Source organism: Halogeometricum sp. CBA1124 (assembly GCF_009741955.1).
Lineage (GTDB): Archaea > Halobacteriota > Halobacteria > Halobacteriales > Haloferacaceae > Halogeometricum > Halogeometricum rufum.
This window is the reverse complement of the sequence record NZ_WPCD01000033.1, coordinates 1-24,127: the sequence shown is the minus strand read 5'-3', so window position 1 is coordinate 24,127 and position 24,127 is coordinate 1. Positions and strand designations below refer to the sequence as shown.

General features: G+C 69.0%; 22 protein-coding genes and 6 pseudogenes. 10 read left to right on the top strand and 18 right to left on the bottom strand.

Translation table 11 applies throughout. The features are described from left to right. Positions 1–981: MFS transporter (locus GJ632_RS06900; RefSeq protein ID WP_191452483.1), on the top strand; the 981-nt coding region annotated here is incomplete at its 5' end. A gap of 63 nt (positions 982–1,044) precedes the next feature. On the opposite strand, the gene GJ632_RS06895 is transcribed toward GJ632_RS06900, so the two are convergent. Both GJ632_RS06895 and GJ632_RS23200 read right to left on the bottom strand, forming a co-directional pair. After that, the gene (locus GJ632_RS06895; protein ID WP_231751383.1) at positions 1,045–1,995 is read right to left on the bottom strand and encodes a hypothetical protein; all 951 of its coding nucleotides are present in this window, start codon (positions 1,993–1,995) and stop codon (positions 1,045–1,047) included. Then, positions 1,992–2,132: a hypothetical protein gene (locus GJ632_RS23200; protein ID WP_231751382.1), complete on the bottom strand. Its 141-nt coding sequence runs from the start codon at positions 2,130–2,132 to the stop codon at positions 1,992–1,994. Before GJ632_RS23200 ends, GJ632_RS06895 begins: the two co-directional genes overlap by 4 nt. Positions 2,133–2,232: 100 nt before the next feature. On the opposite strand from GJ632_RS23200, the gene GJ632_RS06890 reads away from it, so the two are divergent. Both GJ632_RS06890 and GJ632_RS06885 read left to right on the top strand, forming a co-directional pair. Beyond that, positions 2,233–3,348 (top strand): aminopeptidase P family protein, encoded by a 1,116-nt coding sequence (locus GJ632_RS06890; protein WP_191452482.1) that lies wholly within the window; start codon positions 2,233–2,235, stop codon positions 3,346–3,348. A gap of 78 nt (positions 3,349–3,426) precedes the next feature. Then, positions 3,427–3,606: a hypothetical protein gene (locus GJ632_RS06885; protein ID WP_089805961.1), complete on the top strand. Its 180-nt coding sequence runs from the start codon at positions 3,427–3,429 to the stop codon at positions 3,604–3,606. Positions 3,607–3,629: 23 nt separating this feature from the next. Here GJ632_RS06885 and GJ632_RS06880 read toward each other — a convergent pair. The 6 genes and pseudogenes from GJ632_RS06880 to GJ632_RS06855 all read right to left on the bottom strand — a co-directional run bounded on the left by GJ632_RS06880 (position 3,630) and on the right by GJ632_RS06855 (position 9,503). Next, a pseudogene (locus GJ632_RS06880) lies at positions 3,630–4,725 on the bottom strand (phosphotransacetylase family protein). Between the two features lie 3 nt (positions 4,726–4,728). Continuing rightward, positions 4,729–6,821, bottom strand: a pseudogene (locus GJ632_RS06875) (acetate--CoA ligase family protein). 141 nt (positions 6,822–6,962) lie between these two features. Beyond that, entirely contained in the window at positions 6,963–7,265 is a 303-nt protein-coding gene (locus GJ632_RS06870) for a hypothetical protein (protein WP_191452481.1), read from the bottom strand. 41 nt (positions 7,266–7,306) lie between these two features. Further along, a pseudogene (locus GJ632_RS06865) lies at positions 7,307–8,520 on the bottom strand (putative manganese transporter). Between the two features lie 108 nt (positions 8,521–8,628). Further along, positions 8,629–9,150 carry a YbaK/EbsC family protein gene (locus tag GJ632_RS06860; protein WP_191452480.1) on the bottom strand — a complete coding sequence of 174 codons (522 nt, stop codon included), beginning with the start codon at positions 9,148–9,150 and terminating at the stop codon, positions 8,629–8,631. Between the two features lie 35 nt (positions 9,151–9,185). Continuing rightward, on the bottom strand, positions 9,186–9,503 hold the full coding sequence (locus GJ632_RS06855; protein ID WP_343161067.1) for a MazG nucleotide pyrophosphohydrolase domain-containing protein: 318 nt from the start codon (positions 9,501–9,503) through the stop codon (positions 9,186–9,188). Between the two features lie 161 nt (positions 9,504–9,664). Here GJ632_RS06855 and GJ632_RS06850 point away from each other — a divergent pair, with 161 nt between their 5' ends. Further along, positions 9,665–10,507: a ZIP family metal transporter gene (locus GJ632_RS06850; protein WP_191452479.1), complete on the top strand. Its 843-nt coding sequence runs from the start codon at positions 9,665–9,667 to the stop codon at positions 10,505–10,507. 72 nt (positions 10,508–10,579) lie between these two features. On the opposite strand, the gene GJ632_RS06845 is transcribed toward GJ632_RS06850, so the two are convergent. Further along, positions 10,580–10,864, bottom strand: a complete 285-nt coding sequence (locus GJ632_RS06845; protein WP_089805974.1) for a hypothetical protein — start codon at positions 10,862–10,864, stop codon at positions 10,580–10,582. A gap of 93 nt (positions 10,865–10,957) precedes the next feature. After that, a pseudogene (locus tag GJ632_RS06840) lies at positions 10,958–12,016 on the bottom strand (NAD(P)/FAD-dependent oxidoreductase). Between the two features lie 179 nt (positions 12,017–12,195). Here GJ632_RS06840 and GJ632_RS06835 point away from each other — a divergent pair. Further along, a complete protein-coding gene (locus tag GJ632_RS06835; RefSeq protein WP_089805978.1) occupies positions 12,196–12,483 on the top strand; it encodes a DUF357 domain-containing protein in 288 nt (95 codons plus the stop codon). Positions 12,484–12,522: 39 nt separating this feature from the next. On the opposite strand, the pseudogene cysS reads toward GJ632_RS06835, so the two are convergent. From cysS to GJ632_RS06820, 4 genes and pseudogenes are all read right to left on the bottom strand, one after another. Then, positions 12,523–14,006: pseudogene (gene cysS / locus GJ632_RS06830) on the bottom strand (cysteine--tRNA ligase). 147 nt (positions 14,007–14,153) lie between these two features. Next, a complete protein-coding gene (locus GJ632_RS21985; RefSeq protein WP_197427917.1) occupies positions 14,154–14,345 on the bottom strand; it encodes a hypothetical protein in 192 nt (63 codons plus the stop codon). Further along, a complete protein-coding gene (locus GJ632_RS06825) occupies positions 14,342–14,743 on the bottom strand; it encodes a universal stress protein (protein WP_197427916.1) in 402 nt (133 codons plus the stop codon). The genes GJ632_RS21985 and GJ632_RS06825 overlap by 4 nt, the downstream gene beginning before the upstream one ends. A 142-nt stretch (positions 14,744–14,885) precedes the next feature. Beyond that, complete coding sequence (locus GJ632_RS06820) at positions 14,886–15,389, bottom strand: hypothetical protein (RefSeq protein ID WP_191452478.1); 504 nt, start codon at positions 15,387–15,389, stop codon at positions 14,886–14,888. Between the two features lie 196 nt (positions 15,390–15,585). Here GJ632_RS06820 and GJ632_RS06815 point away from each other — a divergent pair, with 196 nt between their 5' ends. Together GJ632_RS06815 and GJ632_RS06810 are read left to right on the top strand one after the other, a co-directional pair. Further along, positions 15,586–16,461 (top strand): CbiX/SirB N-terminal domain-containing protein, encoded by an 876-nt coding sequence (locus GJ632_RS06815; RefSeq protein WP_089805985.1) that lies wholly within the window; start codon positions 15,586–15,588, stop codon positions 16,459–16,461. After that, positions 16,454–17,563, top strand: a complete 1,110-nt coding sequence (locus GJ632_RS06810; protein WP_343161066.1) for a DR2241 family protein — start codon at positions 16,454–16,456, stop codon at positions 17,561–17,563. The genes GJ632_RS06815 and GJ632_RS06810 overlap by 8 nt, the downstream gene beginning before the upstream one ends. A gap of 24 nt (positions 17,564–17,587) precedes the next feature. On the opposite strand, the gene GJ632_RS06805 is transcribed toward GJ632_RS06810, so the two are convergent. Further along, positions 17,588–18,181 (bottom strand): hypothetical protein, encoded by a 594-nt coding sequence (locus GJ632_RS06805; RefSeq protein WP_343161065.1) that lies wholly within the window; start codon positions 18,179–18,181, stop codon positions 17,588–17,590. A gap of 50 nt (positions 18,182–18,231) precedes the next feature. Next, complete coding sequence (locus GJ632_RS06800; RefSeq protein WP_089805991.1) at positions 18,232–18,420, bottom strand: methytransferase partner Trm112; 189 nt, start codon at positions 18,418–18,420, stop codon at positions 18,232–18,234. 157 nt (positions 18,421–18,577) lie between these two features. Here GJ632_RS06800 and GJ632_RS06795 point away from each other — a divergent pair, with 157 nt between their 5' ends. Then, the gene (locus tag GJ632_RS06795) at positions 18,578–18,922 is read left to right on the top strand and encodes a hypothetical protein (RefSeq protein WP_197427915.1); all 345 of its coding nucleotides are present in this window, start codon (positions 18,578–18,580) and stop codon (positions 18,920–18,922) included. Positions 18,923–19,011: 89 nt separating this feature from the next. Then, the gene (locus tag GJ632_RS06790) at positions 19,012–19,389 is read left to right on the top strand and encodes a group 1 truncated hemoglobin (RefSeq protein ID WP_089805993.1); all 378 of its coding nucleotides are present in this window, start codon (positions 19,012–19,014) and stop codon (positions 19,387–19,389) included. A gap of 110 nt (positions 19,390–19,499) precedes the next feature. Here GJ632_RS06790 and GJ632_RS06785 read toward each other — a convergent pair. Then, a pseudogene (locus GJ632_RS06785) lies at positions 19,500–20,823 on the bottom strand (adenylosuccinate synthase). Positions 20,824–21,063: 240 nt separating this feature from the next. On the opposite strand from GJ632_RS06785, the gene GJ632_RS06780 reads away from it, so the two are divergent. Further along, positions 21,064–21,369, top strand: a complete 306-nt coding sequence (locus GJ632_RS06780) for a hypothetical protein (RefSeq protein ID WP_089805997.1) — start codon at positions 21,064–21,066, stop codon at positions 21,367–21,369. A gap of 260 nt (positions 21,370–21,629) precedes the next feature. Here GJ632_RS06780 and GJ632_RS06775 read toward each other — a convergent pair whose 3' ends face one another. Next, the gene (locus GJ632_RS06775; protein WP_191452477.1) at positions 21,630–23,813 is read right to left on the bottom strand and encodes a hypothetical protein; all 2,184 of its coding nucleotides are present in this window, start codon (positions 23,811–23,813) and stop codon (positions 21,630–21,632) included. Positions 23,814–24,127: the final 314 nt, after the last annotated feature.

Genomic DNA, 24,127 nt, shown 5'->3' with positions numbered 1-24,127 from the left:
TACATCGCCGACGTGACGCCCCCGGAGGACCGCGCCCGCGGCCTCGGACTGCTCGGCGCGGCGTTCGGTCTCGGCTTCATCTTCGGGCCGGCGCTGGGCGGGTTCTTCGCCAGCGAGTTCGCCGTCGCCGCCGCCGGGTCGGTGTTCCCGGCGTGGCTCCCCGCGACGGAGTTCTCCCTGCCCAGTTTCGCCGCCGCCGCCATCACGGGCGCGAACCTCGTCGCCGCGTACTTCCTGTTGCCCGAGTCCCGGCCGCCGGAGGCGCGCGCGGCGTCCCGCGAGGCCGACGGCGAGTCGCGTCTGGCCGAGTTGGCCGACGCCCTCCGCACGCGCGGCCTCGGGACGCTCGTCGTCTCCTTCTTCCTCGTCTCCTTCGCGTTCTCCGCGCTGGAGAGTCAGTTCATCTTCCTCACGAACGACCAGTACGGCTACGGCGCGACGGAGAACGCCGTCCTGCTCACCTACTTCGGCGTCGTCATCGCCGTCGTGCAGGGCGGGCTCATCGGCCCGCTCACGGACCGCTACGGCGAGTACCGCATCGCCATCGTCGGCGCGGCGATGCAGGTGTTCACGCTCGCGGCCGTGCCGTTCGCCCCCCTCCTCGGCGAGTATCTCCCGTCGGTCGGTCCGCTGCTCCCCGTCGGACCCACGCTCCCGGCGGCCGTCGTCGCCCTCGCGTTCGTCGTCACGCCGCTTGCCTTCGGCAACGCCGTGACGAACGTCTCGCTGAACACCCTCGTCTCGCGCTCTGCGGCCGCGGACGACCAGGGCGGCGCGTTCGGCCTGACGCAGAGTGCGGGCAGTCTCGCGCGGACGTTCGGCCCCGCCCTCGCGGGACTGCTCTACACCGCCGTCGACTTCTGGGCCCCGTTCGTCCTCGGCGGCGCGCTCATGATTCCCATCGTCGTCCTCCTCGCGCGACTCGACGTGTCGCTGCTGTCCGGGGCGGGAGAGACGACGCCCGCCGAGACGCCGGAGTGAGTCGCCGGACAGAGCCGGTGGGCGGTTCCGCCGGACGGCGGACGGTGCTGCGACGGCCGAGACTCAGGCCGCGACGGCACCGTCCGGGCCGTCGTCGTCGCTCTCGCCGTCGCCGTCGTCGCTCCCCTCGCCCACTCCCTGTGAGGACGCGCCGACGAGGTCCAGTCCGAGGTCCAGTCGCCCGAGGACGTACAGCGCGTAGTACCGGAGGAAGACGACGACGGGGACGAGGACGAACGCGCTGGCGAGGGCGACGGTGGCGAGGTAGCCGACGGCGACGACGCCGAGCAGCGCCCACCCGAAGAGCGAGAGGCCGCCCGCAGACGCGGCGGCGACGGCTATCGCGCCGCCGACGAGGACGAACGGCAGGGCGACGAGGACGGCGACGAACAGCGTCGCGGCGGCGAACACCGCGCCGACGATGACACCGGCGGAGACGCGAATCACGACGTACAGCGCGAACTCCTCCCACTCCGTGCGGAGCGTCGGGGCGAGTCGCCGCCAGCCGTCGACGACGCCGCAGTCCGCCGCGAGCATCGTCGGCACGACGAAGTCGGCGGTCAGGCGGAACAGGAGGGCAACGAGGAGGGCGACGGCGACGCCGAGGAGGAGAACGGGCAGGAGAGCCACGAGGGCGGCCGGGCCGAGCGAGACGCCGCCGAGGAGGACCACGGCGGCGGGCGCGCCGACGACGAGGAGTGCGAGGAGGAGGACGCCCGCCTCGAAGCCGAACAGGCGGAGGCCCTTCCCGAACCGCTCGCGGAACGGGCGGCGGACGCGCACCGTCCGGTCGGCGAGGGCGGTGACGAGGACGAACTCCATCACCGCGGCGACGAGCGAGAACACGAGGGCGAGGAGGACGACGACGGCGGCGACGGCCGCGACGCCGTACGCGAACGTCCGCGCGTCGGGGAGCGTCCCCGGGTCTATCGGCGGCATCCCGTCGAGGAAGCCGTCGAACGCGCCGAACGCCGGCGCGCCCGGGGTGACGGAGCCACCGACGTTGGCGTTCACCGAGACGTTGCTCGCGCCGGCGCGACGAAGACGACGACGAGGGCGAGGCGGAGCCACGTCCCGAGGGCGAACGGGAGGAGGAGGTCCGCCGTCGCCTCGCGCGCGTCGTCCAGCGAGTCGATGGCGTGCCACGACATACGCGTCGCTGCGTCGGGTGAGGGGATAAAACGCCGGGACCGCGCCTCCGCGGGCGGCCGGTCCCCGCACGTTCTTTAGCGGAGACGCGGAACGTCCGGTATGGCGACGACACCGTACGAACGCCGGACGCGCGACGCGCAGGCCGCCCTCGCCGAGGCGGACGCGGACGCGCTGGTCTGCTTCCCCAGCCGAAACCTCTCGTACCTCTCGGGGTTCGCCGAGGAACCGGGCGAACGCCACCTGTTCCTCCTCGTCCCCGCCGCGGGCGACCCGACGTTCCTCGTCCCCGCCCTCTACGAGTCGCAGGTCCGCGCGGCGACGTGGGTGGAGGACGTGCGCACGTGGGCCGACGACGACGACCCGGTGGCGGCCACGGCGGCGGCCGTCGAATCGCTCGGACTGCCCGAGAACCCGCGCGTCCTCGTGGACGACACGATGTGGGCGACGTTCACGCAGGACCTCCGGGCGGTCCTGCCCGACGCGACGTTCGGACTGGCCAGCGAGGTGGTCGCTCCGCTCCGAATCCGCAAGGACGACGCCGAACTCGACGCCCTCCGGCGCGCGGCCGACGCGGCGGACGAGGCGATGGCCGCCGTCCGGGCACTCGGCGCCGACGCCGTCGGACTGACCGAGTCCGAACTGGCCGCCCGCGTCGAGTCGTTCCTCGCTGACGCCGGCGGGCAGGGCGTCTCGTTCGAGACGGTGGTCGGGTCCGGTCCGAACGGCGCGATGCCGCACTACCGCCACGGCGACCGGACGATAGAACCGGGTGACCCCGTCGTCCTCGACTTCGGGACGCGCGTGGACGGCTACCCGAGCGACCAGACGCGGACCGTCGTCTTCGACGGCGACCCCTCCGAGACGGTCCGCGAGGTTCACGAGGTGGTCCGGGCGGCACAGGAGGCGGCCGTCGACGCCGTCGAACCCGGCGTGACCGCCGCGTCGGTGGACCGCGCGGCCCGCGAGGTCATCGCGGACGCGGGCTACGGCGACGCGTTCGTCCACCGGACGGGCCACGGCGTCGGACTCGACGTCCACGAGGAACCGTACATCGTCGCCGGCAACGACCGCGAACTCGAACCGGGGATGGTGTTCAGCGTCGAACCCGGCGTCTACCTCGACGGCGAGTTCGGCGTGCGCATCGAGGACCTCGTCGTCGTCACCGCGGACGGGTGCGAGCGACTGAACGACAGCGACCGCGGGTGGGAGTGCTGACGGCCGCCGCCTCGTTCTCGGGCGTCGTCGCCGTCGCGGACGCGACAGGGGTTTGACCCCCGGGCACGGAGGAGACGTATGGTCACGAGAGAACAGCGGGTGGTGCTGACGGGCGTCGTCCTCTCGATACCCGCGACGTACCTCGTCTACACGCTCACCGGGTCGTTCCCGCTGGCGGGCGCGACGCTCCTCGGTCTCGGGTTCGTCATCCCGTCGGGCATCAACGGCTACCGCGACGAGGAAACGACGAGAGGATAGGCGGTGCGACGGCGCGAGGGGGCCTACTCGTCGGCGGCGTCGTCGCTCGCGTCGTCGCTCTTCTCGGGACCGATCAGCGAGTCCACGTCCGTGTGCTCGAAGAGGAGGTCACGCATCAGCGACACCGTCTTCTCGTCGCGGGTGCGGCCCGTGTGGACGACGTCTTCGGCGCGGTCCACCACCGACAGCGTGTCGCCGTTGACGAGCATCACGGGCACGCCCTTCTCCTTGGCCTTGCCGAGGACGGCGGCGGGCGGGCGATGCCCGCCGGTGAGGATGATGGTCTTGACCCCCGGCGCTTCGAGGGCGGCCGTGATTATCTCCGAGCGGTCGCCGCCGGTGATGACGGCGGCGTTCTTCGTCCGGCGGAAGTAGCGCAGGGCGGTGTCGCCGCCCATCGCGCCGACGAGGAACCGTTCGACGTAGGCGTCCTCGTCGCCGTCGGTGACGCGTCCGCGCCGAGTTCGTCGGCGAGGTCCTCGACGGTGACGCCCGCGAGTTGCTGTTCGCGCGGGACGACGCCGAGGACGGGCACGCCGCGCCCCTCGAGGAACGGGACGACTTCCTGTTCGAGTTCGTCGAAGACGGCGTCTGTGACGCCGTTGAACAGGACGCCCGCGAGTCGGTCGCGAACTGTTCGGCCGCGGCGAGGACGTCGTCCACGTCGCCGGGTTTCTCGTAGCTAGAGACGAGGAGGACGCCCGCGTCCAGTCGGTCGGCGACGTCCACGTCGGTCAGGTCGACGATGCCGCCCGTGCTCCAGACGCCGCCGCCCTCGACGAACATGAGGTCCTTGCCCTCGGCGAGTTGGCCGAAGTACTCCTCGACGATTTCGCCGAGTTCGTCGCCGTCCTCCTGCCCGCGAATCGCGCCGTCGATGAACGTCGGCGAGTAGATGACGGGCTCCATCTGGTGCATCTCGGCGTCGAGGCCGAGAATCTCTCGGGCGAGCATCGGGTCCTCGTCGAGCGTCTTGCCGACGTTCGACTGCAGGCGCGTGCCCTTCGGCTTCATGTAGCCGACGGACTGGCCGCGTTCCTGCGCGAGTTTGCCGAGTGCGAGCGTGACTGCCGTCTTGCCGGTGCTTTCGTGGGTCGAGGTGACGAGTAACGTGTTCATGGCTTACAGTTGGTCGGGGTCCACCGTCAATCGCACGTCCACCGCTTGGACGCCGTCGGGGGTGGCGACGAGGGGGTTGATGTCCAGTTCGAGGATGGCCGGGAAGTCCGTGACGAGTTGCGAGAGGCGCTGGATGGTCTCCGTGACGCCCTCGACGTCGACGGGGTCGCGGCCGCGCGCGCCGCGGAGTAGCGGCGCGGAGTCTATCTCTTCGGTCATCTCGTGGGCTTCGGACTCGGCGACGGGCGCGACGCGGAACGTCGTGTCTTCGAGCACCTCCACGAAGATGCCGCCGAGGCCGAACATGAGGAGGGGCCCGAACTGCGGGTCCCGGTTCATGCCGACGATGGTCTCGCGCCGGCGTCGAGGTCCACCATCTCCTGCACCTGCACGCCGATGATGTTGGCGTCGGGCTGGTAGTTCCGCGCGCGCGTCACGAGGTCCTCGTAGGCGTCGTACACCTCCTCGTTCGGCACGCCAACCTTGACGCCCCCGATGTCGGACTTGTGCAGGATGTCGGGGCTGACTATCTTCATCACGACGTCGCCCTCGATGCGTTCTGCGACTTCCAGCGCGTCCGCCGGCGCGTCAACGATGTCGCCGTCGGGGGTGGAGATGCCGTAGGCGTCCAGCAGGTCCATCGCCTCCACGCCGAGGCGGTTGTCGCCGCGGCCCTCCACGGCGGAGAGAATCTCGCGGGCGCGTTCTTCGTCCACGTCGAACGTCGTCGGCGCGTCGTACTCGCGTTCGGATATCTCCTTGAACCGCGAGAGCGCGTCGAGTCCGTCCACCGCGCGGGCGGGGTCGAAGTAGTTCGGGATGCCGGCGTCCGAGAGCGCTTCGGCCGCCGGTTCGACGCGTTCGCCGCCCATGAAGCAGGCCGCGACCGGCTTGTCGTACTCCTCCTGCAGTTCGACGGTGTCGGCCGCCAGTTGCTCGTAGTCGAGGACGGCCGTCGGCGCCGAGAGGACGACGGCGCAACCGACGTTGTCGTCGCCGAGGGCGAGGTCCAACGCCTCGCGGAACCGGTCGTTGTCGGCGTCGCCGACGATGTCGACGGGGTTGTAGATGTTGCCCTCGGGCGGGAGTTTCTCGGAGAACGCGTCGAGCGTCTCGTCGGTGAACGTCGCCATCGAGAGCCGCGAGGAGCCGACGGCGTCGGTGGTCATCACGCCCGGACCGCCCGCGTTCGTGATGACCGCCACGTCGTCGGTGTCGGGGAGCGGTTGGCTCTCCAGCACGCGCGCGGCGTCGAACAGCGACTGGACGGAGTCCGCGCGGATGACGCCCGCCTGTTCGAGGCCGGCCTCGTACGCCTCGTCCGACCCGGCGATGGTGCCGGTGTGACTGGAGGCGGCCTGCGCGCCGGCGTCGGTGCGGCCCGACTTGACGAGGACGATAGGGGTGTCCTGCGTCACCTCGCGGGCCGTGTCGATGAACGTGCGGCCCTCGGAGATGCCCTCGAGGTAACCGATGATGACCTCCGTGTCGTCGTCTTCGCCCCACGTCTCGACGAAGTCAGACTCGTCGAGGACGGCCTTGTTCCCGAGCGAGACCACGTCTTTGAAGCCGATTCCCTGGTCGTTCGCCCAGTCCAGCACCGCGGTGATGAACGCCCCGGACTGGCTCATGAACGACATGTTGCCCGAACGGGCGTTGTCGGGACCGAACGTGGCGTTCAGTCCCGTCGGCGTCGACATGATGCCGAGGCTGTTGGGCCCGACGAGGTTGATGTCGTACGACTCCGCAACCTCGACGAGTTCCTGTTCGCGCGACGCGCCTTCGCTCCCGGTCTCGCCGAACCCGGCGGTGATGACGACGACGTTGCGGATGCCCGCCTCGCCGGCCTCGCGAACCGCGTCCACCGCGATGTGCGGGGGGACGACGATTATCGCGAGGTCGGCGTCGGACTCGCCGACGCCCGCCACCGCCGGCACGCCGAACACCTCGTCGTAGTTCGGGTTCACGGGGACCACCTCCCCGTCGAAGTCCTCGACGAGGTTCTCCATGATGGCGCGACCGACTGAACCTTCGCGCTCTGTCGCCCCGACGACGGCCACGCGTCGCGGGACGAACAACTCGGATAACTCTCCCATCAACGTGGGAGTACTCCCCCGCACCGCTTAAAACCGGGTACGTACGGTCTCACGTGGGTCGTGCGGCCGTATCTCGCTCACGATTGTTAGTCACAGACGGGGCGGTGGCGGCGACAGGTTCGCCCCGACGACCGACGCCGCTCAGATGGCGTCGTCCGGGTCGTACCGCTCCCGCGTCCGGTCGGCCGCCTCCGCGTACTGCGCTCTCTGGTCCGGGTCGTCCACGTCGCCGAGGCTGCTCGTCTCGACGTCGAGGGCGGCCGTCGTCTCCCGCACGTCGTCGAAACTGGTCAGCGACCGCTCCTTGCGCAGGTAGCGCGACCCGTCCGGCGTCGCGTAGACGAGGATGATGATGTTCTGTTCGTCGTCGGAGTACGTCCGTTCGACCAGCCAGACGCGCGTCGTGGCCGCGCCGTCGGCCGGTGCGTCGGTGTCCGTGTCCATACTGTGACGTTCGCGGACGAGGGGGATAGCTGTTGGCCGGTTCAGAGGACGCCGAACCCGAACTGTGGCAGACCGAAGACGGCCGTCCAGACGTAGTGGAGGGCGACGCCGACGACGAGGGCGGGAATCGTCGTGTAGATGCTGGCGACGACGGCCGCCGTCTTGTCGATGGCGATGAGGGGGAACAGGGCGTCGCCGTCCTGACTGATGGCGTTCGCCACGAGCGCGGAGAACGGAATCGCGCCCCCGGCGTAGGCGGTGGCGAGGACGATCTGCGGCCCGCACCCGGGGACGAGTCCGACGAGGGCGCCCGCGACGGGCGCGAGGACGCCGGCGGCCGCCGCGGCCGCGGCGACGTCGAACCCGGTGAAGGCGATGCCGTACTCGTAGAGCAGGTACGCCGCGACGACCCAGACGGTGACGAACGACGTCTCCATCGCGGCGTGCGTCAGCGTCTCGGAGACGCTCCCGAACGTGTCGCGCGCGCGGCCCACGTCGCCGTGGCCGACGTACTTGCGGCCGACGAAGTAGAGGTACGCCGAGAGCGTCGTCCCGAGGAGGCCGGCGACGGTGAACGCGCCCGCGAACGTCGGGCCGGCGACCATCGGCACCTCCGGTGCCCCGCGCAGGAGGTAGAGGACGCCCGCGCCCAGGCCGACGGCGGCGGCGACCCACCACGCGGCGAGGGCGGCGTGCGTGACCGTCCGCATCAGTTCGGAGTCGCGGACCGGCCCGTCGTGGGCGTCGCATCCGGCGGCCTCGTCGTAGTGGTGGACCTGATTCCCGGCCAACGGCGCGGCGACGCCGCCGTCGGTGAGGGCCGGATGGAGGCGCTTGACCGCGCTGTCGACGCGCGAGACGCCGAGGCCGAACGTGTCGATGGCGTAGCCGAACAGGACGGCCGCGACGAACGCGATTCCGTACGCGTACAGCGCCGCCTCCGGAGCGAGAACGAGGATGACGAACGCGGCGTCGCCGGCGGTGGCGACGAGCGTCGCCACGACGGTGCCGAAGGAGACGGACCCGCGGACGTACAGCGGCATCACGACGATGGCGCCGCCGCATCCCGGCGTGAGCCCCAAGACGGCACCGACGAGTGGGCCGCGCGCCGGTTCTCCTCCAGTCGCCGCACGAGTCGGCCGTCCGTCCGGTACTGGAGGTAACTGAAGGCGAGGACGGTCACGGCGACGAACGCGCTCACCTGCACGAACCCGTCGCGAACCGACGCGAGGAAGATATCGAAGAGTTCAGTCATCGTTCGCTCCGCGCGGACGGCGGTCTCTCGCCGCCACCGCGGTTATGTGGTACATCTAAATAATATATTAGACGCGTCTAAAAATAAAGGTATGCCTATCGAATTGCGTCACTCGGAGACAGTAATAGTCTCCGCGTCGGCCAACCGGCGGAGTTCCGCGGGCGAGACGGGGAACACCGCCTCCGGCGTCCCCGCGGCGGCCCAGACGGTGTCGTACCGCGAGAGCGACTCGTCGAACAGGACGGGGACGGCCGTCTCGTGACAGAACGGGGGAACGCCGCCGATGGACCACCCGAGGCCGGCGCGAACGTCGTCAGGGTCGGCCATCGAGACGTCCGCCGGGGCGACGCCGAGGTGCGCGGCGAGTCTCGACTCGTCCACGCGGTTGGCACCGCTGGTGACGACGACGACGAGCGATTCGGCGGCGTCGCGAGGCGGCGTCCCGTCGCCCTCCGAACCGGGTTCGGAGACCTCGAAGACGAGACTGCTGGCTATCTGTCCGACGTCGCACCCGACGGCCGCCGCGGCGTCCTCGGCCGTCTTCGTCCCCTCGGGGAACTCCTCGACGGTCACCTCGAAGTCGTACCGGTTCCGCGCGGCCGCGGCGAACTCGCTGGCTCTCCGATGCATGCTGTCGAACCGCACGCGGCCGGGGGGCTAAAAACTCACTCCGTCGCGTCGGACCCCGGCGCGCCGGCGTCGTCGATGCGCGCCTCGTACTTGGCTATCGACTCCTCCAATGCCTCCCCCGCGTCCACGTCGAGTTCGTCGGCGAGGGCGTACAGGCAGAACAGGGCGTCGCCGAGTTCGTCGCGGTTCACCTGCAGGTCGCCGGGACGCGCGCCGTACTCGCTGGACTTCGTGGCGTCCGCGGCCAGTTCGCCGACTTCGGCGGCGAGGTCGAGGAGGCGGTAGGCGGGCGGGGCGTGCAACTCGTGCGCGTCCAGAAACGCGGCCACGCGCTGTTGTCTGTCGTCTGTCACAGTTTCGCTGCCCGAGCGAGCGTCTTAACTGTTCAGACTCGACGCGACGGCGACGACTGCCCCGTCACCCGCGCGCCGCCGTCGGCGAATCCGCGATTTAGGCCCGCCGAAAACATCAGAAATCTGGAATGTTTATCTCCGTCCGGTCCCTACGTTCGAGCATGGCCCTCGGCAACTTCGTCTTCGTCTTCGTCGCCGGCTTCGTCACCGCGTTGGCGACCGGTCTCGGCGCGATACCGTTCTTCTTCGTCGACGACGTGAGCGACCGCTGGAACGTCGCGCTGTGGGGTCTCGCGTCGGGCATCATGCTGTCGGCGTCCGTCTTCGGACTCGTGCTGGAGGCACTCGGCGAGTACGTCTCCGTGTCGCTGAACGGCGTCTCGGCGTCGCCGGTTCCGACGCGGACGTACGCCCTCCTCGCCGTCGGCCTCCTCGCGGGCGTCGCCCTCGTCGTCGTCGCCCACCGGGTCATCGACGGCGCGGAGGTGAACCCGCGGCGGTACGAGGAGGCCGACTTCCGCAAACTGCTCCTCATCCTCGGCGTCCTCACCGTCCACAGTTTCCCCGAGGGCGTCGCCGTCGGCGTCTCGTTCGCGGACCTCGGACTGGAGGGTGGTCTGCAACTGTTCGGCGTCGCCGTCCCCCTGTTGGCCGTCTTCATGACCGTCGCCATCTCCATCCACAACGTCCCCGAGGGCGTCGCCATCTCCATCCCCCTGCGGGCGATGGGCGTGCCGAACTGGAAACTCGTCTGGTGGGCGGTGTTCTCCAGTCTCCCGCAACCCATCGGGGCGGTCATCGCCTTCTACTTCGTCCGACTGGCGCGGGAGTTCCTGCCCGTCGGCTTCGGCTTCGCCGCGGGCGCGATGATATACCTCGTCCTCACCGAGTTCATCCCCGAGGCGCTCGAACTGGGCGAGGGCCTCCCGCGCGGCGGCCGGCGCGAACTCGTCGCCGGCCTCACGGGCGGCGTCCTCGTGATGATACCGCTCGCGTTCCTCTGACCGGCGAGAGAAGAGGAGAGACGGAAGGAGAAGTGAAGCGAAGAGAACGAAACGACCGCTCGGATTCGTCGCTCAGTGACTGTGGCCCATCGCTTCGGCCATCGAGATACCGAAGCGCTCCTCGAATATCTCCTCCATCTTCTCGTTGAGTTCCGCCAGGTCGCCCGGCGTCTCGCCGTCGCTGTGGTGGGTGGCGACGTGCGCTTGCTGTGCGAACGACTGCACCACCAGGTCGGCGACGACGGCCGTCGGGTCCTCGCCCTGTTCGGTGAAGACGTCGACGAGGCCCTCGGGCAGTTCCACGTCTTCGGTGTCGCCGTCGGGTCCCGCTATCGTATAGGTCTCTGTTTCGACCATGTCCCCTCTGGGTCCTCTCGGCTTAAGGGTCTGTGGGAATCTGACTGTCGGCCGACGGAACCGAAATACGGTGAAAAACGGCGTCTTCGGTCGTCAGTCGTCGGACTCGGCGGCCGCGGGTTCGGGTTCCGCCGCCTTCGACTCGCGTTCGAGGTCCTCGAGGTAGTCGTCGGCGTCGAGGGCGGCCTTCACGCCGTCGCCGCCGGCCGTCGCCGCCTGCTGATAGTGGTAGTCCACCACGTCGCCGGCCCCGAAGATGCCGGGCACGTCGGTGGCCGTCTGGCCGCCGCCCTCGCCGCCTTTGGCCTTCACGTAGCCTCGTCGTCTCGTTCGCGCCCGTGCCTTCGAGGAAGTCGGCGTTCGGCGTGTGGCCGATGGCGTAGAACACCGCGCCCACGTCGAAGTCGAACTCCTCCGTCTCGGGGTCGTCGAGTTTGTCCGTCGGGTGGCCCTCGGGGTTCCGAACCATCGTCACGTGGTCGACGCCCTCCTCGGGGGTCCCGTGGAGTTCGGTCACCTCGGTGTTGCGCATGATTTCTATCTCGCCGTCTTCGACTTTCTCCATCACGCGGTCGATCCAGTAGTCCTCCGCGCGGAACTCCTCGCGCCGGTGGGCGATGTACACCTTTGAGGCGAACTTCGTGAGGAAACTCGCCTCCTCCATCGCGGCGTCGCCCCCGCCGACGACCAGAATCTTCTCGTCGCGGAAGAACGCGCCGTCGCACGTCGCACACGTCGACAGACCGTACCCCATCAGTTCGTCCTCGCCGGGGATGCCGAGCGTCCGCGCGGAGCGCCCGAGGCGGCGATGATGGCGTCGGCGGTGTAGACGTCGCCGTTCTTCATCGTCACCGTGAACGGTCGCTCGGCGACGTCCACGTCCGCGACGATGCCGTGGTCTATCTCCGCGCCGAACCGTTCGGCCTGCTTCTTCATCCGCTGGATGAGTTCGGGGCCGGAGATTCCCTCCGGGAAGCCCGGGTAGTTCTCGACTTCCGTCGTCAGCGTCAACTGTCCGCCGGGTTCGTCGCCCTCGAACACGAGCGGTTCGTTGTTCGACCGACCGGCGTAGATGGCCGCGGAGAGCCCGGAGATGCCGGACCCGGCGATGATGAGTTTCCGATGTTCCACGAACGCGTCGTCCTCGCTCATGCCTCGACGTTCGCTAGTCCGGACCTTTTAGGTTCCGCTGTCGTGCGCGAGAGCCGTCGCAACCGCCACGCGCTACCGCGGTACGGTGACCCATGCACGCCCTCGCGACGGCCGTTCGGACGCGTCTCACCACCGGTCGAACGGCGGGCTTCATACGCCCGCGCCGCCGAGGTGTTCGCATGCCCGCGGACTTAGAGGAGAAGACCGACCGCTACGGTCGGATGCTCGCAGACGCACTCGCGGCGGCGACGGTGGCCGTCCCGCCGGGAACGCCCCTCGGCGACGCCGCGACGGAGATAGAGGAGATGGCCGTCTCCTACCTCGAGGACGGCCGGCACTTCCGCGAGACGGACGACCCGGTGAACGCCCTCGCGTCGTTCTCGTACGGGTACGGCTGGCTGGACGCCGGCGTCAGGATGGGGCTGTTCGAGGTGCCCGACGACACGGACCTGTTCACGACGGAGTGAGGCGTCCGTCTCGCCGGCCTCGGCGCGGTCCGCGTCCGCCTACTCGAACCGGAACGACGGGCCGTCGTCGGAGTCCTGCACCTCGACGCCGAGCGCTTCGAGTTCGTCGCGGAGTTCGTCGGCGCGGTCGAGTTGCCGGCCTCGCGTTCGGTCTCGCGCACGTCCAACAGGAGCGTCACGAGGTCCTCGGCCACCGTCACGTCGCCGCCGTCGGCCGGGCCGCCGAAGCCGAGGCCGAACACGTCGCCGCCGAGGTCCTCGAACACCTCGACGGCCTCGCGCAGGCCGCGGTAGTCGTACTCGTCGCGTCGCCGACGTGCGTGTTCACCGCCCGCGCGAGTTCGATGAGCGCGGCCATCGCCTCGCGGACGTGAAGTCGTCGTTCATCGCCTCGCGGAACTCCTCGCGGGTGGTCTCCACGGCGTCCCGCAGGTCGTCGTCGGTCACGGTGGCGTAGGCGTCGGGGCTGTCGCACGCCTCGACGGCCGCCTCGTAGGCGCGTTCGAGGCGGTCCCAGCGTCCTCGGCCTCCGCCATCGCCTCGTCGCTGAACGTCTGTTCGGCGCGGTAGCCCGTCGAGAGGTAGAACGTCCGAATCACGTCCACGCCGAACTCCTCTAAGGCGTCGCTGACGGTGAAGAAGTTGCCCAGACTGGAGGACATCTTGTCCTCGTCCATCTGGAGGAGGCCGACGTGAAGCCAGTACCGCGCGAACGTCTGGCCGGTGGCGGCCTCGCTCTGGGCCACCTCGTTCTCGTGGTGGGGGAAGACGAGGTCACGGCCGCCGACGTGGACGTCGATGGTCTCCCCGAGGTGCGTCATCGACATCGCCGAGCACTCGATGTGCCAGCCGGGTCGGCCCTCGCCCCACGGCGAGTCCCACGTCTCCCCGCACGGGTCGTCGACGGGGTCTAACCCCTCGTGGCGGTGTTCGGCGACGGCGTCGGGCGAGACGGCGCCCGCCTTCCAGAGGGCGAAGTCGGCCGGGTGGCGCTTCTCGGCGCGTTCGTCCGCCTCGCCCTGCGCCTCCATCTCTTCGACCTGCTGGTTCGACAGTTTGCCGTACTCCTCGAACGTCGTCACGTCGAAGTAGACCGACCCGTTCGACTCGTAGGCGTGCCCGCGTTCCACCAGCGTCTCCACGAGGTCGATTATCTGCGGGACGTGTTCGGAGACGCGGGGGTAGACTTCGGCCCGCTTGAGGTTCAGCCCCCGCATGTCGCGGATGACGTGGTCGGTGAAGTGGCGGGCGACCGCCGGTTCGCTCTCCCCCAACTCGTCCTCGCCGATGCGCGCGGCTATCTTCTCGTTGACGTCCGTGAAGTTCTCGACGTGGTGGACGGTGTACCCCTCGTGTTCCAGCCACCGGTGCATCACGTCGGCGTGCATCCAGAGGCGGGCGTGGCCGAGGTGGGCGTCGTCCGAGACCGTCAGTCCGCAGACGTAGAGCAACACGTCGTCGTCGTCCTGTGGTTCGAACTCCTCGCGTTCTCCCGTCAGGGTGTTGGTCACGGACAGCGTCATCGGTACGTGATACTCCGCTCGCGTTTTTCAACCCGTCGGAACGGGCGGTGAGGCGACGGGAGACCGGACGCGACGCCGAGCGCACCTGCCCGACGCGTATCGGGACCCGCGGCGAGCGTCGGCGTGTGAGTCGAAAAAAAGCGCGGTTCAGCTGAGTTGGACGAGTCTCGCCCGCCCGGACGCGCTGTTGATGTGGACGTTGAACTCGGTGTCGCCGTCGCGGGCGTGGACGACCCACGCGCTCCGCTGTCGGGACGGAGCCTCGACGTCCGCCTCCGCGTGGCCGGCGATTTCGAGTTGCTCGCGGGCTATCTGCCGCGCCCGTTCGGCCGTCGTCACCGACTGACGTCGTCGTTCAGACCGACGGTGGTCACCGGAACCGGCGACGTGCGGACGACGCGCTCGGCGACGCTGCCGATGAGGATGCGTTCGACGCCGCTCCGGCCGTGCGTGCCCATGACCACCAGGTCGGCGCCGACGTCCTCGACGGCGTCGACGACGGCCGCCGCCGGGTCGCCCTCGCGAACGGACGTCTCGACGGCGACGCCCCGTTCCTCGGCGCGCGCTCTGAGTTCGTCGAGCGCTCGCTCGCCGCGCTCTGTGGGTTCGTCGTCCGACTCGGCGACGAACAGTCCGTGAACCGTCGCGTCGAAGTGCCCCGCCAACTCGATAGCGTGACCCGCGGCGCGCTCCGCCTCCGGACTTCCGTCGCTGGGAACGAGGATTGTCTCGTACATGATTACGTCACCGAGCGAGGATTGGACGTTCACGTAAAAAATATGTGGTACGAGATTCCAGTCCTCTGAGAATCGACACGTCAGACGGGGTCGAACGCGCCGGACGCGCCCGTCCCGCCCTCCTCGTCGGCGCGGGCGACGCTCAGACCGGCACCGCCTCGAACGTCGCCTCGACGTGTCGAAGCGCCGTCGCCCCCTGTCGTTGCGGGACGACGACGACGAGTTCGTCGTCGGCGACGCCGGCGGCGTCCACGAGCACGTTCTCGGCGGCGAGTCGGTCGCAGACGACGGCGAGAGCGCGCGTGTCCACGTCGCCGGTGGCGACGAGAGCGGTGAGTTCGCCCTGCGCGGCCACGAGGACGACGTCGCCGACGGTCAGCACCCGGTCGTCCTCCTCCGTGGCGACGACGTCCTCGCCCGCGAGACCGACTCCGCTCCGCATCCGGACCGTGACGTCCCTGTGTTCTGTCTCCAACGGCGGCAGGTCCTCGGCGAACCGGCGGAGGGCGGTCGCTATCGAATCGGTGTCGCCCTCCACGTCCAGACGCTCGGCGGCGGCCGTGTAGTTCACGACGCCCGCGCGAAGCGCGTAGAGCAGCGACGGACGCGCCCTGACGGCGTCTCGTGTCTCGGCGGCGAGTGACATGAGCGAGGAGTCGACCGAACGGCACAAAAGTGTAGTGTCGGGCGAGTCGGTCCCCCGGCGACCGCACGCGGGCGACTCGACGCCGCCCGTGGGCCGTTGGAGCGGTGGTGCGATGGGCGAACTCCGACTCATAAATCGCGAAGATTCCTTTCCGTAATGCGAAGTCCATAAGGTGGCGCTCCCGTAACCCTCACCCATGCAAGCGCTGGTCATCGTGGCGCACGGGTCGCACCTGAACCCGGATTCGAGCACGCCGACGCAGCGTCACGCGGACACCATCCGCGCGACGGGAGCGTTCGACGAAGTGAAGACCGGCTTCTGGAAGGAGGAACCCTCGATTCGGGAGGTGCTCCGCACCGTCGAGTCCGAGGAGGTGTACGTCGTCCCCCTCTTCATCAGCGAGGGCTACTTCACCGAGCAGGTCATCCCCCGGGAACTCCGTCTCGACGGCTGGGACGTCTCGCAGTGGGACTCGGACGGACTGAGCGCCGACACCGCGACGCTGACCGCCGCGGACACCGGTCAGACCGTCCACTACTGCGGGCCGGTCGGCACCCACGAGTCGATGACCGACGTGCTGGTGCGCCGCGCCGAGACGGTGACCGGGGACCCCGACGTGGGAGAGGGGTTCGGCTTCGCCGTCGTCGGCCACGGCACCGAGCGTAACGAGAACTCCGCGAAGGCCATCGAGTACCACGCCGACCGCGTCCGCGCGATGGACCGCTTCGACGAGGTGCAGGCGCTCTACATGGACGAAGAGCCGGAGGTGGACGACGTGACCGACTACTTCGAATCCGAGGACGTCGTCGTCGTCCCCCTGTTCGTCGCCGACGGGTTCCACACGCAGGAGGACATCCCCGAGGACATGGGTCTGACCGACGACTACCGGACGGGCTACGACGTGCCCACCGAAGTCGACGGCATCCGCATCTGGTACGCCGGTGCCGTCGGCACCGAGGGACTGATGGCCGACGTGGTGCTCGAACGCGCCGCCGAGGCGGGGGCGAACCTCGACGAGGCCATCGCGACGGTGCGCGAGGAGACCAGAGAGACGGGAGCGGCGGGTGACTGACGTGCGCGCAGAGCAGTTCGAGGCGCTCGTCCGCGCGGCGGACGAGGGACCGGTCGACTTCGAGGGCCTGTTCGTCTCGTGGGACGGTGAGGGCTACACGTTCGAGACGCCCGACGCCGCACACGAGGACCTCTCGCAGGCCGGACTCCACGAGGCCGCCGTGGCCGCCGAGGAGTACGTGACGAACTGGTACCACTGGGAGGCGGACGTCGGCCACGCCGGCCGGCACCGCCGCGCGTTCCTTCGGAAACTGGAGGCGGCCGACGAGTACGCCGTCCCCGAACGCTACGACGAACTCCGCGAGGGGATGGTGACCGAGTGGGGACAGCTTCGAATCACCGCGACGCTCGGCGCGGCGGGCGAACGGCGATACGCGGTCAGACACGAGGACGACGCGGGGACCGACCGCGACCGATTGGACGAACACGCGGACCCGCTGGACGCGCGCGAACTCGCCACCTTCGACGAACGAGGGCGCTACCGACCGCTGAAGACGGCGCCGACGCTCGTCTCCGGGTGGGTGTTCCCCGAGTTGGACGGCCGCGAACTCGTGGAGACGGTGGACACGTTCTACCCCGCCACCGTCGCCAACTGGCACCTCGAGTCCGAGGGCGAACTCGACGTCTCCCACTGGGAGGAGACGATGGAGCGACAGACCGGCATCTACAGCGTCATCCAGACGTGGAACCGCGGCGAGGGCCACGAACACGTCGAGTGGGTCGCCGAGGCCTGCTGTGACGACTCGCAGTGTCTCAAGCGCCGAGAGTGGCAGTACGACGAGGAGACCGAACTCGACGCCGACGGCGGCGACGGCGCGTTCCCCTGCCGGGAGCCGTGTTCGCTGGTCGTCGCGGCCGCCCGCAAGTGGACGCGACTGGAGGGCGAAGAGAGCCGGACGTACGAGTTCGAACTCACGCCCTCCGAGAAGGAACAGGTCGAGGAGATAATCGACGCCGTCGCCGACGGCCGGGTCGACGACATCCGCGAGGCGGACATCTACGAGGGCGCGAACCGCTACCGCACGCGGTTCCTCCGGGCGAAGCGGTTCGACGAGGACGGCAACCTCTCGGGGACGCCGACCGAAGAGGAGACGAACGACTGACGGACGCGTCCGGCGGGACGCCCGCTACTCGCGGAGCAAGAAGACGGCGCCGACCACGGCGGCGCCGAGGACGACGCCGACGCTGAGAACCACGACGGTGTTCTGGACGACGCTGACGACGACGGCGGCGACGGCGACGACGAGGAGGAGCAAGCCGACGACAGGGAGCGCCGCCTGCGACGGGAGGTTCACCTGCGAGGGGAGCGCCGCCGTCAGTTCCTCGACTATCGAGGGGTCGGGGTCGCGCTTCGGCGGTTTGCTCAGCGTCTCGTCCACGTCGATGCCGGGCTTCGTGTCCGGCGTCGGGTGGACGGTCACGTCGACGTACGCCGTCTCCGCGCCGTAGCCGGTGACTATCTTCAGCTTGCCCGACACCGCTTCGCTCCCCGGGTTCGTCTCGACGCGAACGCGCTGCGACTCCTCCCCCTCGACGTAGTGGTTGCCCGTCTCTAGGCGTGCCACGCGGGACAGGTCGTCGTCGAGGTGGAGGTGAACGTGAACGGCTTGCCCGACGTTCGCCAACAGCACGTCGAACGCACCGGCTACCGAGAACGACGGCGGCGCGCTGATGGCGTGCAGTCCATCACCGTTCAGTTCGACTCGCAGCGACTCGGTCACGTCTGGTTACGTCACCACGCCGATTAAAAAGCGTTCAGGTCGACGCGGAACTACTCGTCGTCCCGCATGTCCGGCGGGAGCAGGTTCGGGATGCCGTCCTCGATGGGGTACTCCTCGCCCGTGACGGTGCCGACGAGTGTGCCGGAGAGTATCTCGTCGCCGTCGCGCTCCGTGACTTGGAGTTCCAGGTCGCTCTTGTCGAGCGGGTCGCAGAGGATGTCCATCAGAGATTCCTTCATACCCCGCTGTGAGTCTCGGCGCGACAAAAGACTACGGGTTCGCCCCGCGCTGCCGGCGCTCCGCGCCCCGAACCGCGTCCGGCCGCCGCCGTTCGCTCGTCCCCGAAGTCCGGGAGCCGTCGCGGGATTCTTGCCCGTGGGCGCCGGAGTTCACCACATGGTCTGTGCGAAGATGCGAAAGCTGTGGTACGGATTTCTGGTGGCCTACGGTCTCGTGACCGTCGTCGCGCCGCGAATCGTCACGCGACTCAGCGTACGGAAGGGACTCCGGGGCTTCGAGAACACGGAGGAACTCGAACCGACCGACTGGTACGTCCGCGCCGTCAGAGCCTCCGGCGTCGGGATGCTCGCCGCCGGCGGCACCGGACTGCTGCTCGAAGGACGGGCCGAGGCACGGGAGGCGACGGCCGACGTGGAAGCCGGCGACGAGACGGCCGTAGCAGAGACGACCGACGACGAGGCTGACGACGACGACGGGACGACCGACGACGAGTCGGTCTGACCGACGCGGCCGAACATCTCCGGGTCGTCCTCCTGCGAACTGGGAATCGCCGCGCTCGTTTTTCCTCCGCTTCCCGTGGGCCGACTCGCATGGCAGAAGAGACCCTCTACCGGAGACTTGGCGGCAGCGACGCAATCGCGGCCGTCGTCGACAGCTTCTACGACCGCGTCCTCGCTGACGACCGACTCCGTCCGTTCTTCGAGGACGTGGACATGGCCGAACAGCGCGCCCACCAGACGCAGTTCCTCGCGGCGGTGACGGGCGGGCCCGTCGAGTACGACGGTGCGGATATGGCGGCCGCGCACGACCACCTCGACATCGACCACGAGGCGTACGACGCCATCGCACGCCACCTCGACGCGGCCCTCGGCGAGCACGACGTGCCGGCGGACGACCGAGCGGCCGTCGTCGAGGCCGTCGAGTCGTTCCGCGGCGACATCGTCACGCAGGGCGCTCGGTCCGCCTGAGACCCGGCGGCGCGGCGGCGTGACGGGAGAGCGGACGAGCGGGAAGAAGAGTAGAGAGCGCGAAATAGGTGAGCGCGCGAGAAGAGACGAGAGCGGCGCGAACCGAACGGTTACCGGTCGAACGGGTTGACGACTTCGACCGTCTCCGCGCGGTCCGGACCGACGCCAACGGCGTAGATGGGCGCGCCGACTTCCTCGGAGACGTAGTCGAGGTAGTCGCGTGCGGCCGCCGGGATGGCGTCGTAGCCCTCCTCGGCGACGGCCGCCCAGTCGACTTCGTCCCACGTCTCGAACTCGCGGAGGTTCGGTTCGCAGTCGCCCCACCGCTCGGTCGTCGCGGGCATCGTGAGCAGTTCCTCGCCCTCGAGCGTGTACGAGTGACCCACCTTCACCTCGTCCAGTCCGGCGAGGACGTCGAGGTGGTTGACGGCGAGGCCGGTGAAGCCGTTCGCCCGCGCGGCGTGGCGGAGCATCGGCATGTCGAGCCAGCCGATGCGGCGCGGGCGGCCGGTGACGGTGCCGAACTCGCCGCCCTTCTCGCGGATGTAGTCCGCGAGTTCCTCGTCGTCGCCGACGAGTTCGGTCGGGAGCGGGCCCGTGCCGACGCGCGAGAGGTACGCCTTCACGATGCCGACGACTTCGCCCCGCCCGACGACGGTCGGACCGACGCCGGTGCGACGGACGCGCGCCGGCGGTGGGGTTCGAGGAGGTGACGTACGGGTAGATGCCGTGGTCGATGTCGATGGAGGTACCCTGCGCACCCTCGAACATGACCTCGTCACCGTCGTCAAGTCGCTCGGTGAGGTAGTCGCCCGCGTTGACGGTCATCTCCTCGTCGGCGAACCGCTCACCGATGTCGCGGTACTCCTCGTAGAGCGCTTCCACGTCGAACTCCTCGCCCGTCTCGACGCCGAACACGTCCTCGGCGAGGGCGCGCTTCTGGGGGACGACGTACTCGAGTCGTTCCCGGAGCACCTCGGGGTCGAGCAGGTCACCGACGCGGATGCCGCGTCGGCCGACCTTGTCCTCGTACGTGGGGCCGATGCCGCGGCCCGTGGTGCCGGCGTCGAGGTCGGAGTCGGACTTGGCCTCCTCCTCGATGCCGTCGAGGACGCGGTGGTACGGCATGATGACGTGCGCGCGACGGGCGAGGCGCACGTCGGGTTCGAGTCCGCGTTCGCGCAGTTGGTCTATCTCCGAGAACAGCGTCTTCGGGTTGATGACGCAGCCGTTGCCGAGGACGCCGACTTTGTCGCGGACGGCGCCGCTGGGCACGAGCGAGAGTTTGTACTCCTCGCCGTCTTCGACCACGGTGTGTCCCGCGTTGTCGCCGCCCTGATACCGAGCGACGACGTCCGCGTCGCCTCCCCACAGGTCGACGAGAGCGCCCTTGCCCTCGTCGCCCAACTGGGAGCCGACTATCGTGACGGTCATACTCGGCGCTTCTGTGCCAGCCCTCAAACCGATTACGGTCCACGACCGTGAGATATACGCGTTCGTGTATCGAAACCGGCTGCGAGCGAAACGGCTACCCATCGACGTGCACCAGTCGTGCGAGTCGTACCCAAAACGGTTATGAGGGAGTGTGCGAATGCTTAAGCTACCCAATTTCTAGCCGAACGCGGTCGACGGAGAGTAACATTTAAACGGAGGAAAGACGAGTTAACAAATGGCATGATAGACCGACTTGAGAAGGAAGTGGATATGCTGGAACGGCACCTGCAGGTGCTGAAGATGGTCATCGAGAGCGAGCCTATCGGCATCGTGAAGATGTCCAACGAGACCGGCTACCCACACCACAAAGTCCGCTACTCTCTCCGCGTTCTCGAAGAGGAGAACCTCATCGAGCCCTCCAGTCAAGGTGCGATCACGACCGAGCGTACCGCCGAGTTCGTCGACGAACTCGACGAGAAACTCGACGAGATCGTCGAGAAACTGGAGACGATGAAGATAGAGGAAGCGGCCGAAATCGAGAGCTGAGGTCACCCGACCGCTGGTCCCACGTCGAAGTGACCGCGCGAACACGCGGAGCGAAGGCTGCGTCGTCGTCTCTCCTCGACGCCGGGCACGCAAGCCGCCGCTCCCGCGAGACGCGGACCCCGGACTGACCACGCGGCGACCCTCCTGTTACTCCCCGCTCCGAGTCGCGTCGTTCGGACGAGAGTCGCGTCGCTGACGGCGTCGACGCATCTGCGTGCATCGACCGTCGACTGCGAGTGAAAGAAGCGCGACCCGCGCGCTCAGAGTTCCGGCACGTTGACGTGGAACTCGTTGTTCCGTGCCTCGACGAGACAGACGTGGTAGCCCTGCTTCCGCGAGAGCTTCACGAACGACTTCCGCTTCGACCGGGAGAGGAAGCCCCCGCCCGTCTCCTCGGCGACGGCCTCCAGCGCCTCCGGTTCGAAGAACGACTCGGTGACGTAGAACGCCGTCGCCATCGCGTCGTCCGCCTCGGCGACGGTGCGCGCGTTCTTGACGAGTGAGGCGACCATCGCCTCCGTCGCAGCGTTGCGCGAGGTGTTCATGTCGGCGACGAACAACGGGTCGCCCATCTGGTCCCGGAAGATGACGTCGAACTCGCGCTCTTCGACGCCCGACTCGGTCTCGAACCCGACGACGCCGCGGAGTTCGATGCGGTCGATGCGCGGGAGTGCGTCGAACAGGTCCGCGAGCGAACTCCGGTTGCCCGTCTCGCCGATCTCGTACAGCAGGTCGGTGACGACCCACTCGGCGAACCCGTACTCGGTACTGTCGTGGAGGAACTCCTCGTACGGCACGCCCTCGACGGCCAGTCCCTCCGTATCGAACGTCGTGTGGTGTTCGAGGCGGAGGTTGTCGATGACCTCGTCGCGGGCCGCCTGTCCGTCGTGGGCGTGTTCGAGCGTCGCCTGTCCCTTGCGGTCGTAGCGGACGAACAGGTTCGTCCCCGAGAGCGCCTGCTCCGGCGACAGCGACTCCTCGGCGACGAAGCCGCCGTTGGCCGCCTCTAACTCCGACTGGAGGCGTTCGACCTCGGACTCGAGTTCCTCGACGCGCGCGTCGAGTTCCTCGGCGCGTTCGCGGTACTCGTCGCGTTCGACTTCGAGTTCGTCGCGTTCATCGGCGAGTTCCTCGCGTCGCTCCTCCGCCTCGTCGAGTTTGTCCTTCAGTTCGGCGACGGCTTCGGCGGACTCGCCCGTCTCCTCTGCCGTCTCGGCGGCGGCCTCGGCGGCGGCCTCGCGTCGACGTTTCGCCTGTCGTTCCTCGCGGCGTCGGCGGCGACGGGCCTCCTGCCGGTCGCTGCTGCGCTGTGACGCGTTCGCCGACGAGCGGCCTCGCTGCTTCTGTCTCTGCGCTTGCGCGGCCGCCGCGCCGCCCGACTCGCCGTTCGTCGTGCTGGACTCGCTGGGGTCCAAGGACGGGATGGACCGCGCCTCGCGCCACTTCTCCTCGGCGGAGAACGGGTCGTCGCCGTCGCCCGCCGACTGCGTGTCGGCGAGGGCGTCCGGCGCGTCGTCGTCCCGCCCCTCGCCCCCCTCCTCGGTCGGTTCCTGCGCCGCCGTCTCCGCCGCCGGTTCCGACTGGGCGGCCGTCGCCGGCGCCTGCGCCTCTGGCCGGGGGCGTCCGGCGCGGCGGCCGGTTCCGTCTCCGTCGCGTCGTCGGCCGCCTCGTCGGAGTCGGGCGATGCGGACTCGGCGTCCGCCGTCGCCCGCCCGCGCGGGGTTCGGGTCGCGTCGCGTCTCCTCGGCGGGCGCGTCGTCGTCGGCCGTCTCCTCGTCGTCGGTCGTCTCCTCGTCCTCGCCCGTCGCTTCGGCGTCGTCCGCGGCGTCGGCGTCCGGGTCGGGTTCCGGGTCGGACTCCGGTTCCGCCGCCGCGACGGCCGATTCGGGTTCGTCGTCGGTCTCAAGTTCCGGCAACTCGACGATGGAGACGTCCACCTCCTTCACCTCGTAGATGCCCACCTCGTCGTCCGCGCGTTCGAACGCCTCGTCCCCGGTGAGCAGTCGTTCGCTGCTGCCGACGAAGGCCGCGCTCATCGACTTGCCACCGTAGTAGACGACGTAGTAGTCCCCCGAGAGGACGTTCTCCGACAGTTCGACGTAACCCGTGAACCCGCCCGCCGAGAGCGTCGAGTCCGCCTCCGAAAGCGGCGTGTTGTTCGTGTAGTAGTTCGCCCGCGTCTCCCCCCCGATTTCCCGCATGGCGAACAGGAGGGGAAGCGCGGGGTCCGGCGCGCGGTACGCCGTCAACTCCGCGTCTTCGAAGGCGTCGATGTCTCCCTCGAAGACACCGACGAACCGGCCGTTGAGGACGAACGCCCACGTCATTCCCGACGAGACGGCCCCGGAGAATCCGTCGTCGGCGAGTCGGTGGAGTCCTTCGTACCCCGACTCGACTGGGACGGTGTCCCACTCGGTGACCGCGTCGATAGTCTGGCTATCCATTTGCCGCTATATCACAGAATCCGAATCAAATACTTTCCGGAGAATCGACCCCGTTTCGACGCCTGAATAGTCAGTCCGGCGTCAGTAACGGGGGGTATCGCGTGACGCGCGTCAGACATTCCCGCTTTTGGACAGGTCTTCCGGAGGGGGCGCGCCTCGCGCGCGGACTAGTCGAGCAGGCGCGTCCCGACGGCGGCGACGGGCGCGAGCAACGCGGCGGCGACGGTGACGAGGGGAAGCGGTCCCGCGCCGACCCACGCGGCGAGTGCGCCGTGCCACGCCATCCACCCGGCGAACGCGGCGACGAGGACGAG